This window comes from Pseudomonas sp. MTM4, assembly GCF_019355055.1.
Taxonomy (GTDB): domain Bacteria; phylum Pseudomonadota; class Gammaproteobacteria; order Pseudomonadales; family Pseudomonadaceae; genus Stutzerimonas.
Map to the genome: position 1 here is coordinate 2,625,691 of NZ_CP048411.1, position 13,274 is coordinate 2,638,964.

The 13,274-nt window shown below is 63.6% G+C and carries 9 protein-coding genes; 7 read left to right on the top strand and 2 right to left on the bottom strand.

What is annotated here, in order from left to right:
* Window positions 1–118: 118 nt before the first annotated feature.
* Together GYM54_RS12125 and GYM54_RS12130 are read right to left on the bottom strand one after the other, a co-directional pair.
* On the bottom strand, window positions 119–2,521 hold the full coding sequence (locus tag GYM54_RS12125; RefSeq protein WP_197445286.1) for a glycoside hydrolase family 65 protein: 2,403 nt from the start codon (window positions 2,519–2,521) through the stop codon (window positions 119–121).
* Window positions 2,514–3,473, bottom strand: coding sequence for a ribokinase (locus tag GYM54_RS12130; protein WP_197445287.1), 960 nt, complete (start codon window positions 3,471–3,473; stop codon window positions 2,514–2,516). The genes GYM54_RS12125 and GYM54_RS12130 overlap by 8 nt, the downstream gene beginning before the upstream one ends.
* A gap of 352 nt (window positions 3,474–3,825) precedes the next feature.
* On the opposite strand from GYM54_RS12130, the gene GYM54_RS12135 reads away from it, so the two are divergent.
* The 7 genes from GYM54_RS12135 to GYM54_RS12165 all read left to right on the top strand — a co-directional run bounded on the left by GYM54_RS12135 (window position 3,826) and on the right by GYM54_RS12165 (window position 13,274).
* Entirely contained in the window at window positions 3,826–5,508 is a 1,683-nt protein-coding gene (locus GYM54_RS12135; protein WP_181103034.1) for a carbon starvation protein A, read from the top strand.
* Window positions 5,505–5,768, top strand: a complete 264-nt coding sequence (locus GYM54_RS12140) for a cory-CC-star protein (protein ID WP_131651355.1) — start codon at window positions 5,505–5,507, stop codon at window positions 5,766–5,768. Before GYM54_RS12135 ends, GYM54_RS12140 begins: the two co-directional genes overlap by 4 nt.
* Window positions 5,759–6,751, top strand: coding sequence for an ArsA family ATPase (locus tag GYM54_RS12145; RefSeq protein ID WP_197445288.1), 993 nt, complete (start codon window positions 5,759–5,761; stop codon window positions 6,749–6,751). Before GYM54_RS12140 ends, GYM54_RS12145 begins: the two co-directional genes overlap by 10 nt.
* Before the next feature lie 214 nt (window positions 6,752–6,965).
* On the top strand, window positions 6,966–7,541 hold the full coding sequence (locus GYM54_RS12150) for an antibiotic biosynthesis monooxygenase (protein WP_131651353.1): 576 nt from the start codon (window positions 6,966–6,968) through the stop codon (window positions 7,539–7,541).
* Between the two features lie 220 nt (window positions 7,542–7,761).
* On the top strand, window positions 7,762–8,853 hold the full coding sequence (locus GYM54_RS12155) for a PotD/PotF family extracellular solute-binding protein (RefSeq protein ID WP_197445289.1): 1,092 nt from the start codon (window positions 7,762–7,764) through the stop codon (window positions 8,851–8,853).
* A complete protein-coding gene (locus tag GYM54_RS12160) occupies window positions 8,840–11,233 on the top strand; it encodes a bifunctional diguanylate cyclase/phosphodiesterase (protein ID WP_197445290.1) in 2,394 nt (797 codons plus the stop codon). Before GYM54_RS12155 ends, GYM54_RS12160 begins: the two co-directional genes overlap by 14 nt.
* Before the next feature lie 139 nt (window positions 11,234–11,372).
* On the top strand, window positions 11,373–13,274 hold the full coding sequence (locus tag GYM54_RS12165) for a diguanylate cyclase (RefSeq protein ID WP_197445291.1): 1,902 nt from the start codon (window positions 11,373–11,375) through the stop codon (window positions 13,272–13,274).

Below are 13,274 nucleotides of genomic sequence, written 5' to 3' on the forward strand. Positions count from 1 at the left end.
AGGTCTCCTTCCGGCTGATCGAAGTGTCGATCCGAAATCCTCCATGGCGTTCCGTCGCGCTGGCGATGGGCTTGTTTCCTAGCATTGCACAGTGAATGAGCGCTCGAGCGCCGGGCGCTCACTCCGCGGCCCGACACGGCATTCGCAGTGACTGGCCCGGTTCGAGCTGCTCGCGACCCGCCGCGTGATGCACGCTTACCGACCGGTCGTTGGCGCTGTCAGCCGTCACCGTCAGCCAGCCATCGTCCAGCTGCAGATGCAGGCGCGCCTGACGGTAGACCAGCGACAGCGCCACGTGCCGCAGCTCAGCTGGAGGCATGGGGAAAACATGCAGGCCATCGAGCTCTGGCCGCACGCCAAGGTAACGGCGCTGCAGCACATCCAGCGACCCGGACATGGCGCCCAGATGCACGCCTTCCTGCGTACCTTCATCGCCCGGCGTACACAGATCGACATCCAGGGTTTGCTGAAAATAGGCCCATGACGCCTCGCTATCGACCTCGGCCAAAGCGCCGGCGCAACTGACGTTCGACAGGCTAGACTCGTGTGTCAGGCGCGCCAGGTGGTAGGCCAGCGTGCGATGCAGGGCGTCCTCGTCGTGCCGATAGCCGAGCCATTGAAACAGCGCCTGATATTGGTTTTGCGGCAACAAATGATGCGCCATCAGCACATCCGCCTGCTTGGTCAGCTGATAGCGATCACAGCTGTCGTGTCGCGCTTCGAGCATCCAGTCCAGCCGCGGACGGTCGCCGTGCAGCCACTCTTGCGGAGGCGGTTCGAGCTTTTCGAACCCCTCGAACTGGCTGAGCACGTCGTCCTCCACGAAGGGGAGATAGATGCGCCGGCTGATCTGCTCCCAACCCTCCACCTCATCCGCTTCGAGTTGCAGCCTGTTACGCAGCGCATCGGCCTTGTCTTTAGGCAGTAACTCGAGCACCTGCCGCGCGCAACAGAGCGTCCAGACCGCCATGAGATTGGTGTACGCGTTATCGTCCAAGCCGGGCTCCGCCGCGCCAGGGTAGCCATTGTGATACTCGTCTGGGCCGATCACGCCACAGATCAGATAGCGCTGCCGAGACTCGTCGAAGCGCGCCAGGCTGGCCCAAAAGCGCGCCACTTCGATGATCAGCTCGGCCACTTGCCCAGCCAGCAGCGCCTCGTCACCGGTCGCGAGATAAAGCTGCCATGCATCGAACGCAACCGCCGAGCCGATATGGCGTTGCAGGTGGGTGTGATCGGGCATCCAGCGACCCGACATTGGGTTGAATTGCCAAGGAGGGGTTTCCTCCTCGCCACTGTCGGCACTGCGCCAGGGAAACATGGCACCGCGCAAACCGGCGCGGCGCGCCCGTTCACGGGCCGTATCCAGGCGTCGATGGCGATAGTCGACCAGGTTGCGCGCCAGCTCGGGAAAATGGGTGACGAGAAACGGGAACGCAAACAACTCGTCCCAGAACACCTGGCCGTAGTAACCCTCCATCCAGCCGCGCGGGGGAAAGCCGAGATCCTTGCCGACGCTGTTCGCCGATACCGTTTGCAGCAGATGGAAGGCATGAAAGCGCAGCGCCAACTGCAGCTGGGCATCATCCGATTCGATCGGCATGTGCCGCCAGAGCTGCGCCCAGGCATCGCAGTGTGCGCGTTGCAGGTCGTCGAAATCAGCCTGCGGCAGTTGCTGGAGCACCTGCTCGCGCGCGTGGTCATCGTCGGCTGGCCGCTCGTCATCGACCTGCACCAACACTCGCTTTTCGATGACCAGCCGCCCATCCGCCGGCACCCTACATTCAGCCTGTTGAATGAGCCGCTGCTCGACCTGTTGGCCACGCCAGTGCAGACCCAGCCCCGGCGTCCGGATGCCCACGGCCATCGCCAGGCGGCGACGATCATTGTTAACCCTGGCGCTCAGCGCCGCGCGCCCCTGCTCGTCGTGCTGGATGTCTAGCGCGCCGAGGCGTTGCCCTTCGTAGGCGTCATTGCGGGGAATCGCAGCATTGGTCACGCCGCCATCGAGGGTCGCGCGAAGCCGGATGCGAGCGACGTCTCGCGGTACCTTGAGCTCCCAACGCAGCACCGCCAGCTGTGGCGAGGCCATGCTGACGAAGCGCGTCTCGTGCAGCTGCAGCGCATGGCCCGCGATAACGAAATCCAGCTCGCGCTCCAGCAGGCCGCTTTCCAGCGTCAGGCACTGGCGGTACCCGCGCAGCTCGACACCGTCGAGGCTGTACCAGTCGCCGTCATCCAGCGCGAAGCTCAGACCGAACGGGTCGGGCAGATTGACCAGCGCGGCCATCCGCACCGCGCTGCCATTGACCTCACGCGGCGCATCGTCGTACCAGCCGGCACGGTACAGGCCGGCGTAATGGTCACCGCCGCCAGCCGAATGCAGGGCAGCTGCCTCCGGCGCACAGACACGGCAGGCCAACAGGCCATTGCCCAGTGCTAGCAGCGCCTCACGCCGGCGCTCGTCATCCGGGTCGTAGCTATCGAAAACCACTTGGCTCGGAACGTTCGACTCAGTCATGCAACACCCTCGCAGCACGCAAAAGCTGCTGCACCATCGCGGCGACCTGTTCACGATCGGGATACGCCGGCTGCGAGCCATAGGCGGTGACGGCCAGGTTCGCCGCGGCCACGCCCCAGGCAGCGGCTTCGCGTGGCGCGCGCCCTTCCAGCAACGCGATGGCGAAGACGCCGGTAAAGGCATCGCCGGCGCCTGTGGTATCGACCGGCTCCACCTGCCCCGGCGGAACATGTGAAACGTCCTCACCGCAGGCCAGGACACAACCGCCATCACTCAGCTTGATGCAGACGATCTCCGTGCCGGCCCGCTGCAACTCACGCGCGGCATCGGCAGCGGCCTCGATGTTGTCGACCGGATGCCCGACCAGCGCTTCGGCCTCGTCGGCGTTCGGCGTGATCGCGTGCAGCATGGGCAGCATGTTGCGCTCCAGGCGATCCGGAAACGAGGGGTCGAGCACCACCGGAATATCCTGGCGCGCCGCGCTCTCGATGGCGCGGCGTACGACCCAAGCGGGAATTTCGTAATCGAGCACCAGAACGGCCGGGGTTTGGCATTCCTCGATACGTGTATAGGTGGCGTCGGCGGCCGCCTGGTCCCAGCAGTCGTTGGCATTGGATGCCAGCACGATGTGCTTCTTTGCATCCGGCGGGACCATGATCATCGAAACGCCAGTTGCCTGACCCGCCACGCGACCGACGCCGTCGACCTCTACCCCAGACTCGCGCAACGGCCCGAGCGCCTGCTCGGCCAGATCGTCGTCACCCACCTGCCCAAGCAAGATACTGCGATGGCCGAAGCGTGCAGCAAGGTAGGCGGTATTGCTGGCCTTGCCGCCGGACAGGCGACACAGATCATGGGCCAGCAGGGTCTCGCGACCGCCGGGCGGTTCGTCGACCCGCACCTGAAAATCGGCATTGATGCTGCCCAGGGACAACAGCGTTAGGCGCTCCATGAACATGCTCCGGCGGTTCAAGCTCGTCCTTTAACGGACCTGAACGGCTGGCCAGGGTTCGCGTTTCGCTACTCATCGGTCAGCTCTGACCCATCGTGGGAAGCGCCCGCCCCGCTTCTTTCGCACTTCAATGCGCAGGCGGCTCCTGCCGATGCGGAACAATCGGCGGGAACCCATTGGCGCCGCGGCCGCTCGAACCTCAATCGCCAACACTGGCGCAGCGCCAAGGCATCCATGCCGGGGCTTGCTGGCGATACCGAACACCGCACCCGTCAGGGTGTTCAAGTTACTGTCGGGCAACAGCCCAAGCCTGCGTGATGCCTGTATCGGCACGCGTGCGAGGAGCCTTCGAATGAGTGCGATTGCGTTGATGATTGTGGGGCTGGCGGCGATGTCGCTGGGGTATCTGTTCTACTCGAAGTTCATCGCCGAGAAAATCTACCGCCTCGATCCGAACTACCGCACCCCGGCCCATACCATGCGCGACGGTGTGGATTATGTGCCGACCAACCGGTTCGTACTCTGGGGGCACCACTTCACCTCGGTGGCGGGCGCGGCGCCCATTGTCGGCCCGGCCATTGCAGTAATCTGGGGCTGGGTGCCGGCGTTCCTCTGGGTGGTGCTGGGCACCATCTTCTTCGCCGGCATCCATGACTTCGGCGCGCTCTGGGCCAGCGCCCGCAACCGGGGCCAATCGGTGGGCATGCTCAGTGGGCGGCTGATCGGTTCGCGCGGCCGCAGTCTGTTTCTGGTCGTGATCTTCCTTGTCTTGCTGATGGTCAACGGCGCCTTTGCCGCGGTGATCTCCAACCTGCTGGTGTCGACGCCGACTTCGGTAATTCCGGTGTGGGGCGCCATCCTCGTTGCGCTGGTAATCGGCCAGCTCATCTACCGCTACAACGTCAAATTGCTGTGGCCCTCCCTGGGCGGCGTGATCGTGCTTTACCTGCTGATCCTGCTGGGCAACGCCTACCCGATCAGCCTGCCGGATACGGTACTGGGCCTGAGTGCCAAGTCGTTCTGGATTCTGCTGCTGTTCGCCTACGCGGCCATCGCCTCGCTGCTACCGGTGTGGGTGCTGCTGCAACCGCGTGATTACATCAACGGCCTGCAACTGTTCGTCGGTCTCGGCTTGCTCTATCTGGCGGTGCTGTTTGGTGCGCCAGATTTGGTTGCGCCGGCATACAACACCGAATTACCTGCCGATAGTCCGAGCATCGTGCCGCTGCTGTTCGTGACCATCGCCTGCGGGGCGATCTCTGGCTTCCACGGGCTGGTGGCGTCCGGCACCACCTCCAAGCAGCTGGACAAGGAAACCGACGCCCGCTTCGTCGGCTATTTCGGCGCGGTGGGTGAAGGCATGCTCTCGCTGGCGGCGATCATCTGCTGCACTGCCGGTTTCGCTACGCTGCTCGACTGGCAACAGGTCTACACCGCCTTCGGCCAGGGCGGCGTGAATGCCTTCGTCCAGGGCGGCGGCACGCTGCTCGCCAACGGCCTGGGTCTGCCGGCGGACCTCGGCGCCACTATTCTTGCGGTAATGGCGATTCTCTTCGCCGGCACCACCATGGACACCGGCCTGCGCCTGCAACGCTTCGTGATTCAGGAAGCCGGCGAGCTGGCCGGCATGAAGGTGAACACTCTGGTCGGCACGCTGATCGCAGTCGGTGTGTGCATGGCCCTGGCCTTTGGCGCTGGCTCCGAGGGCAGCGGCGGCATGGCGATCTGGCCGCTGTTCGGCACCACCAATCAGCTGCTGGCGGGATTGACGCTGTCGATCATCACCGTGCTGCTGATCAAACAGGGCCGTCCGGCGATGTACACCCTGGTGCCACTGGTGTTCCTGCTGGCGATGTCGATCTACGCGCTGCTGGTGCAGATGGGCCAGTTCTACCGCGCCGAGAACTGGTTGCTGCTGGGCATGGATGTGGTGATTCTGATCGCCGCGCTGTGGGTCACCCTTGAAGCGATCATCGCCATGCGCAAGGGCCGCGATCCGGCTGCCGAGATGACCACCGACGAGCCGCTGCCATGACGCAGCGACCGTTCTTCCAGCGTTTGTCGGACGGGCTGCAGGAGTTCTACGTCGCGCCCTACCGGCGCACCTTCGCCCGCGCCCGGCGCGACGAGGACGACCTGTTCATGCTGCTGGTGTTTTCCGAGGCGCTGGGCGTACCCAATCCCGCCGCCTGGTACACCCTGGAGCTGATGCCGGAACTCTATGAACGCTTCCATGACTGGCATCGCCGCATGGGCATGGAGCACTCACCGCTGGATCACATCGGATGCTGCTAGCACTGGCCGCACGGAGCCGGGTGCTGTTCATCGGCGGCAAAGGCGGCGTCGGCAAGACCACCGTCGCCGCCGCCACGGCATTGCAACAGGCGCGTGCCGGACGCCGTGTGCTGCTGGTCTCCACCGATCCGGCGCACAACCTCGGTCATCTCTGGAACCGATCGATCGGCTCGAATACCGTGCGCCTGGCGGCCGGCCTCGATGGCCTGGAGCTCGACCCTGATCAAACGGTGCGGCAACACCTGGACGAGGTCGGCAGCGCCTTGCGCCGGTTGATGCCACCGCACCTGGCCGGCGAAGTCGACAAGCACATGGCGCTCTCTCGCGATGCACCCGGCATGCACGAAGCGGCGCTGCTCGAACGTATCGCAGACACCATTATCCAGGGCATGGACGACTACGACCTACTGGTCTTCGACACCGCGCCATCCGGCCATACCTCGCGGCTCATGGCGCTGCCGGAAATGATGACGGCCTGGACCGAAGGGTTGCTGCAACGTCAGGAGCGCAGCAAGCGCTTCGGCGATGTGTTGCGAAATCTTGGCAAGGACGACGGTGGTTTAGGCGAAAGCATCCTCGGCCGCGAAACCAGCGACGGCAACGACCGCCAGCAACGCGTGCGACAGCTGCTCTACCGACGCCGCGAGCGCTTCAGCCAACTGCGTGACGTGATACAGGACCGCCAGCGTTGCGCGTTCGTCATCGTCCTCGCCGCCGAGCGGCTGCCGGTACTGGAAACCATCGAATTGCAGGCCCAGCTGCAGCGCAGCGGCATCGAAGTGGCCGGGCTGGTGGTGAATAAACGATCACCTGTCGAGGCCGGCGCCTTTCTCGCCGAGCGACACGCGCAAGAACAGCGTCATTTGGACACGCTGCAACAGGCCCTACCGAACCTTCCGCTGCAGCAATTGCCCCTGCTGGCCGAAGACGTGGTCGGCGAAGCCGCGCTCGAGGCGTTTGGCAAGAAGCTGAACGAGGTCTGAAGCGCTCCGAGGACCCTTCCACACCAGCTTCGTACACGCTCTCGCCTAACGGGGGCGACGTGTTACCCGCCGGCGCAACCGAGCAGCAAACTAAAGCTGGAGCTTCTCTGGGAACGGAATAGAATTCGCATCCCCCAAGGCGCAGCCCACCACCCCGGCGCTGCGTTTGCCGAATGCCCTATCCGGGTGGCCGGCCTGATACTGGAGATACACGATGTCTACCGAACCCGTCACCTTGATGGTGGCCCGCCGCGTGCGCGATGGCCGCTACCACGACCTTCTCGCCTGGTTGCACGAGGGCGAACAACTGGCCGCGGACTTTCCCGGCTACCTCGGCTCCGGTGTGCTGGCGCCGCCGCCTGACGATGATGAGTTCCAGATCGTCTTCCGTTTCGCCAACGAGCAGACCCTCGATTCCTGGGAACATTCGGCCTCGCGCCGAGCCTGGCTGCAACGTGGCGGCGAACTCTTCGCTCAGCCCCATGAGCGCCGCGCTCGAGGGATCGACGCCTGGTTCGGTAGCAATGACAGCGCCCTACCACCACGCTGGAAGCAAAGCGTGGCGATCTGGCTGGCGTTCTTTCCCGTCTCACTGCTGTTCAACATGCTGTTCGGCGGGATGCTCAGCGAACTCAATCTAGTCATGCGGATATTGCTCAGCACCCTGGCATTGACGCCTTTGATGACTTATCTCTTCATTCCTCTGTCCACGCGCTTGCTTGCGCCCTGGCTGCGCGCTTCGCCGCGCCCCGTGGTGCGCTCTGCAAAACAGCCGGTCCCAGTCCGCTGATCGGCATGATCTGAAGATTGTTATAAAAATATTGCTGCCGTTTGTCTGGCGCCATTAAAGTGCCACCTTGGCGCGCCGCTAACTCGCTATGCCCGGCGAACACATGTTCGCTGCGATCGAGAACGCCGGAACGCGGATAGAACCCTAGCTGCGAAGCCTGCCAAACCCTAGCCGAACGCTGCAGCGTGCAGTCCCGGCCTGCATAGCGGATGAGCGAAGAATGAATAACAAGACTCTGGTGTCGGCGTCACATCTGCGGCGGCTCTGCGGCGCGACTCTGGTTGCGACGAGCCTTCTGTTTCCTTCCACCGCGCTGCAAGCCGCGCAAACCTTGAATCTGCTGAACTGGGAGGATTTTCTCAGCGAGGCGGTGATCGAGCGCTGGCAGGCCGAGACCGGCGTGCAGATCCATCAGGTCTACTTCGACAGCGGCGACAAGCGCGACCAAGTGCTCGCCGAGCCGGATCACCGGATCGACATCGCGCTGACCGAGCTGATCAGCGCCAACCGCTTCGGCGAACGCGGGCTGCTAGAGCCGATCGATGAGAAGGCGCTGCCCAATCTGAAGCACACGCCGCAACGCTGGCGCGACCACTGCGGACCCCACGCGATCCCCTATCTCTGGGGCACGCTCGGCATTGCCTATCGTTCCGACCGCCTGCCCGTCGCGCCCCGCTCCTGGGCCGACTTGCTGCAACCGGCCGAACGCGACGCGCCGCACATCATCATGATGGAGGACCACGAAGACATCCTCGCCGGCCCGCTGCTTTACCAGCAGCGCTCGATCAACACCTCAAGCATCGACGAATTGAAAGCCGCCTACGAGTTGCTGATGGCGCAGTCCCACGCCGTACTGACCTATGAATACGTGATTACATCGCTACGCAGCCAGCGCTACCTCGACAAGGCCGACATGGCGCTGACCTACAGCGGCGATCAGCAGGTGCTCAACGCCATCGAAGGCGTCGAAGGCGAACCCTGGCGCTACGTGGTTCCAGAGGAAGGCACACTGCTTTGGGTCGATTGCCTGTCGGTGCCGGTCAACAGTCAGCAGAAGGCGCTGGCCTACCGCTTCCTGAGCTTTATCAATACCCCCGAAATCGCGGCCCTGAATGCCGCCGAGCTGGGTGTCGCCACGGCCAACACTGCGGCCATCGCGCTGCTGCCGGATGAGATCCGCCAGGATCGAAGCATCTACCCACCCGAGGCGGTGCTGCAGAACAGCCAGGTCTATGAGCCACGTCCGCTGGATGCGACGCAGACACGGCGGCGCATCATCAACGCACTGATCAACGCCCATGACGCTCGGTAAACGCACGCTGCTGGTGATCTTCCCGGTCATCCTGATCATCCAGCTGCTGGCTGCAACGACCGCTTACCTGACCCAGCGCGCTTCGCTGGTGGGCCTCGAACAGGCGCGTCTGGCGCAGCAGCTGCTAGCGCTCAAATCCGCTTATCTGGACTACGAGGCGTTCAACCGCAGCATGCTCCACTCGATCGCCAACAGCGAAGCGTTGCTGCTGTTCCTGCGTGAGTCGAACACCGCCTACCGTAACGAAACGCTGGGGCTGCGCATCCAGCAGAGCATTCGCTCGCTATCAACGACCCGCATGTCGTTCGTGTCCTTCGCCATCGTCCAGCCTGGCGGTGAGGTGGCCTACTATCACGAAAGCAGCCTGTCGCCGTTCGCGACCATGAGCGCCACGCAGCAACAGGTCGTCCGCGAGGCCAAGCAGACTCCGCATACCGGCCAGATGACCTATATAGATACAGCCGAGGGTGGCCTGCTGCTGGATACCGACTTCATCCTGCCGGCTGCGGGTAGCCGCCCTTTGCCTAGCCAGCGAGCGGAAGCCTTCGCCCTGCAACTGGCGGTGCGCCCTGAAAGCTTCATCAGCCTCAAGCGCAGCCTGGAGGCCGAATACGGTGCGGCGGTGGAGATTGCACCCAAGCTCAAACCGGCGCCACGGGGGCTATCGGCCGATATCGAGCTGTCACGCTCGCTGTCCGCACGCCTGACGCCGTCACCTGACTACATTGCCGCGCGCCTGCAAACGCTGGGATTGGCATTTCTGTTTGGCGTCGTGCTGATCTGCCTGATCTCCGTCGGCCTGTTGCTGGTGTTGATCCATCACTATGTCACCGGTCCGATCAGCTGGCTCGACCAGCAGCTCACCGAGCTGCTGCAGGGCAAGCGCCACGCGTTGGACGAACCCAGCGATGGTGGCGAGATCGGTCGCCTGACGCTGAATATGAAAACCCTGCACGAGCGCAACACGGCCGCGCTGCAGCGTATTCAGGAAATCTCCTGGACCGACAGCCTGACCCATATCAGCAACCGCGCCCATTTCGGCCTGCTGGCCACCGCCATGTATGACCAGTGCGCACGCGGCGGACGGCAACTGGCGCTGCTGTTTCTCGATCTGGACAACTTCAAACAGGTGAACGACCAGCACGGCCATGATGCCGGCGATACGCTGCTGCGCGTCTTCGCCAAACGCATGCAAGGCGTGCTCGAGCGCCACCGCCAGGCCCACCCTGACGCCGAGACCGCGCTCGCCCGGCTCTCCGGCGACGAGTTCGCCATCCTGCTGCTGACCGGTACCGAGTACGACAGCTTGCCGGCGCTTACCGATGCCTTGTTGGACCTGTGCCGCAGCGGCTTCCGTTTCGAGGACCGTCTCTACCCGGTCGGTGTCAGCATCGGCACGGCCCGCTACCCCGCCGACGCCGATTCCATCACGCAACTGCTGACCCGCGCCGACACGGCGATGTATCAGGCCAAGGCCGAAGGCAAGAATGTCGCGGTGGCCTTCTCGGCCCAGCTGGAGCAACGCAACCAGCGCATCCGGCTGGTCGAGGAACAGCTGCGCCTGCTCGATGGCGATGAACAGTTGCGCCTGGTTTACATGCCGGCGGTGGATCGCGACGGCAGCGTGGTCAGCTGTGAGGTGCTGCTGCGCTGGCATTCGCCCTTGCTCGGCACGGTTTCACCGGGCGAGTTCATTCCCATCGCCGAGCGCGCCGGGCTGTTCCCGAAGATCGACAGCTGGGTGATCGATAGGGCCCTGGCCGGCTATCCGGAGCTGGTCCGGCTGTTCGGCGAAGGCATGATTCTGGCGATCAACGTCTCGTCGGCGCAGCTGACCGACGATCACATCTGCCGCTACCTGATCGAACGCGCCGCGCATCATGGCGTCGCGCCCGGCAACATCGAGATCGAGCTGACCGAAACCTACGCCGCCGAACTGAGCAGCAACACCATGGAGGTGGTGCGGGCAATCCGCGCGGCGGGCTTCCGCGTGGCCATCGACGATTTCGGCGTCGGCTACACCTCGATCCAGCAGTTGCTCGAGTACCCGGCCGACACCATCAAACTGGACATGGCCATCGTGCAGCGCCTGACGCAACCGGAACTACGGGAAAGCCTGACCGCGCTCATTGCCTTCTGCCAAGCGCAGGGCAAGCGGGTCAATGCCGAGGGCGTGGACACCATGGAAAAGCAGTCCGCACTGCTGCAGGCCGGCTGCGATCTGTTCCAGGGTTATCTGATATCGCCGCCACGTTCGGTAGCCGCGCTGGAGGAATGGGTGGCGATACGCAACCGTTCGCAGCCTGAGCTGCGCGTCGAACAGTTGCACGGCCAGGCGATGCCGCAAGACGCTGAACAGGCCGTAGCAAATCGGAACTGATACGCCACGACAGCTAAGGTTGAACGCCTTGCTCCAAGCGCGTACTGGCGCTGGCGCCGGGACGGCACCGGCCGTATGGTGTTTTTCAGGAGCGTGGCTCACATTGCGCGCTACTTGCCAACTCACAGGGCTTTAGCGAATGCGTTGTGATTCATTGCGGGCCTTTGCCCTTTTCGTTCTGCTGGCAGGCTGCTGTGGCTTGGCTACGGCTGATGTCACGCCAACGCAAATCGCCCAGAACGTTCATGAATTGCAGGTAGGTGCCGTCGAATATGTCGTCGGCCACAGCGAGGCGGACTTCGAAACCGCCCATGTTGCGGCCTGGGACTGGCAGCCGCTGCAACGACCCAACCTGAAAAAGCAGCCGCAGGGCGTATGGCTGCGCTTCATGCTGCACAACACGACCGCACCGCCCGGTACCTGGTATCTCAGCCTGAAATGGCCGGTACTGGACGAGGTGCGCGTACGCCTGTTCTATCCGACCCGCAACCAATGGGGTCCGCCAATGCGGGCCGGCGACACAGTGCCGATGCGTGAGCGGCCCCAGGCCGACCACAACTTCGTCTACCCATTCGAACTGCGCGCCGAAGAAACGGCCGTGGTTTATCTGCATGTGCGGGCAGGCGAACTGATCGTCCTGCCGTTGGCCATCGCCGATGAGACGGGCTTCATTGCCGCGAAGATCGCCGACGTTGCGATGACCAGTCTGTTCTTCGGCGGCATGTTAGTGATCCTGCTCTACAACTGCAGCCTATTCCTGTTCACACGGGACATCAGCTACCTGCTCTACGTCACCTATCTGCTCAGCGCACTGTTCTACGTGCTGAGCATCACGGGCTTCGGCCAGCTCTTTCTGTGGCCGAACACGTCGGCGTTTTCTAACCGGTTCTATGGCCTTTCAGCGGCGTTGAGTTTCTTCACGCCGCTGCTTTTCGCCACTCGCTTTCTCGACATCAGGCGCTACGGCGGCTGGGTCTGGCACGTGACGCTATTCCTCATCGGCTATTGGGCCGTAGTACTGCTGGCCATAGTCTTCGCCCCGGCGCTGACACAGTATCTGGCGATCGGGACGATGGCGCTGGTCCACTGCACGCTCAGCATGGCGGTGACCATTACGCTGTGGATCCGCGGGAATGCCTCGGCCCGTCAGTTCACCATCGCCTGGTCGACCCTGTTGTTCTTCACCGTCGCCCATCTACTGGCCCTGGAAGGCGTACTGCCGCTGAACGCCCTGACCCTCAACGGTCAGCTGATCGGCATGTTCACCGAGTTCGTGTTGCTCTCGATGGCGCTGGCCGAGCGCATCAATCACGAGCGCGAACATCGAATCGAGGCGCAGAAGAGCGCGCTGCGTTCCTCCGAGGCCCTGGCCCAGGAACGCGAGTCCCGCTTGCGCGCGCAGCAACAGACGCTGGACCTGCAAATGCGCGCCAACGAGGCATTGGAAGCCCGCGTACTCGAACGGACCCAAGCGCTGGAAGAGGCCAAGCGTGGACTGGAGCAGGTAAACGCACAACTGACCCGCATGAGCGTTACCGACGCGCTGACGCAGCTGTCCAACCGCGGCCACTTCGATCTGATGTTCGAACAGGAGATTCGGCGCGCGCAGCGCATCGACGCGCCACTGTCCGTGCTACTGCTGGACATCGACCACTTCAAACAGATCAATGACACCTATGGCCACCCCTTCGGCGACGAGTGCCTGCGCCTGGTGGCCGCCATTCTCAAACAGCACGGACAGCGCGCCGGCGATGTGGTGGCGCGCTACGGCGGCGAGGAGTTCGTCATTGCACTACCGGGTGTCAACAGCTGCCAGGCCCGCGAGCAGGCCGAGCGCATCCGCGCGGCGGTGGCGGAGCTGCACCCGACCTACGGCGATACTCGCATCGATCTGACGATCAGCATCGGCGTGGCCACGCTGAATCCACGGGCGCCTTGCTCGACGGTCCAGCTGCTGGCCGAAGCCGATGCCGCGCTCTACCGAGCCAAACGCAATGGCCGTAACCAGGTGACGGTCGCCGACGCGCGCGAGCCGAGCTGA

Coding starts and splice junctions, on each gene's coding strand:
- GYM54_RS12125 (WP_197445286.1), bottom strand. CDS start 2,521: ATGACTGAGTCGAACGTTCCGAGCCAAGTGGTTTTCGATAGCTACGAC.
- GYM54_RS12130 (WP_197445287.1), bottom strand. CDS start 3,473: ATGGAGCGCCTAACGCTGTTGTCCCTGGGCAGCATCAATGCCGATTTT.
- GYM54_RS12135 (WP_181103034.1), top strand. CDS start 3,826: ATGAGTGCGATTGCGTTGATGATTGTGGGGCTGGCGGCGATGTCGCTG.
- GYM54_RS12140 (WP_131651355.1), top strand. CDS start 5,505: ATGACGCAGCGACCGTTCTTCCAGCGTTTGTCGGACGGGCTGCAGGAG.
- GYM54_RS12145 (WP_197445288.1), top strand. CDS start 5,759: ATGCTGCTAGCACTGGCCGCACGGAGCCGGGTGCTGTTCATCGGCGGC.
- GYM54_RS12150 (WP_131651353.1), top strand. CDS start 6,966: ATGTCTACCGAACCCGTCACCTTGATGGTGGCCCGCCGCGTGCGCGAT.
- GYM54_RS12155 (WP_197445289.1), top strand. CDS start 7,762: ATGAATAACAAGACTCTGGTGTCGGCGTCACATCTGCGGCGGCTCTGC.
- GYM54_RS12160 (WP_197445290.1), top strand. CDS start 8,840: ATGACGCTCGGTAAACGCACGCTGCTGGTGATCTTCCCGGTCATCCTG.
- GYM54_RS12165 (WP_197445291.1), top strand. CDS start 11,373: ATGCGTTGTGATTCATTGCGGGCCTTTGCCCTTTTCGTTCTGCTGGCA.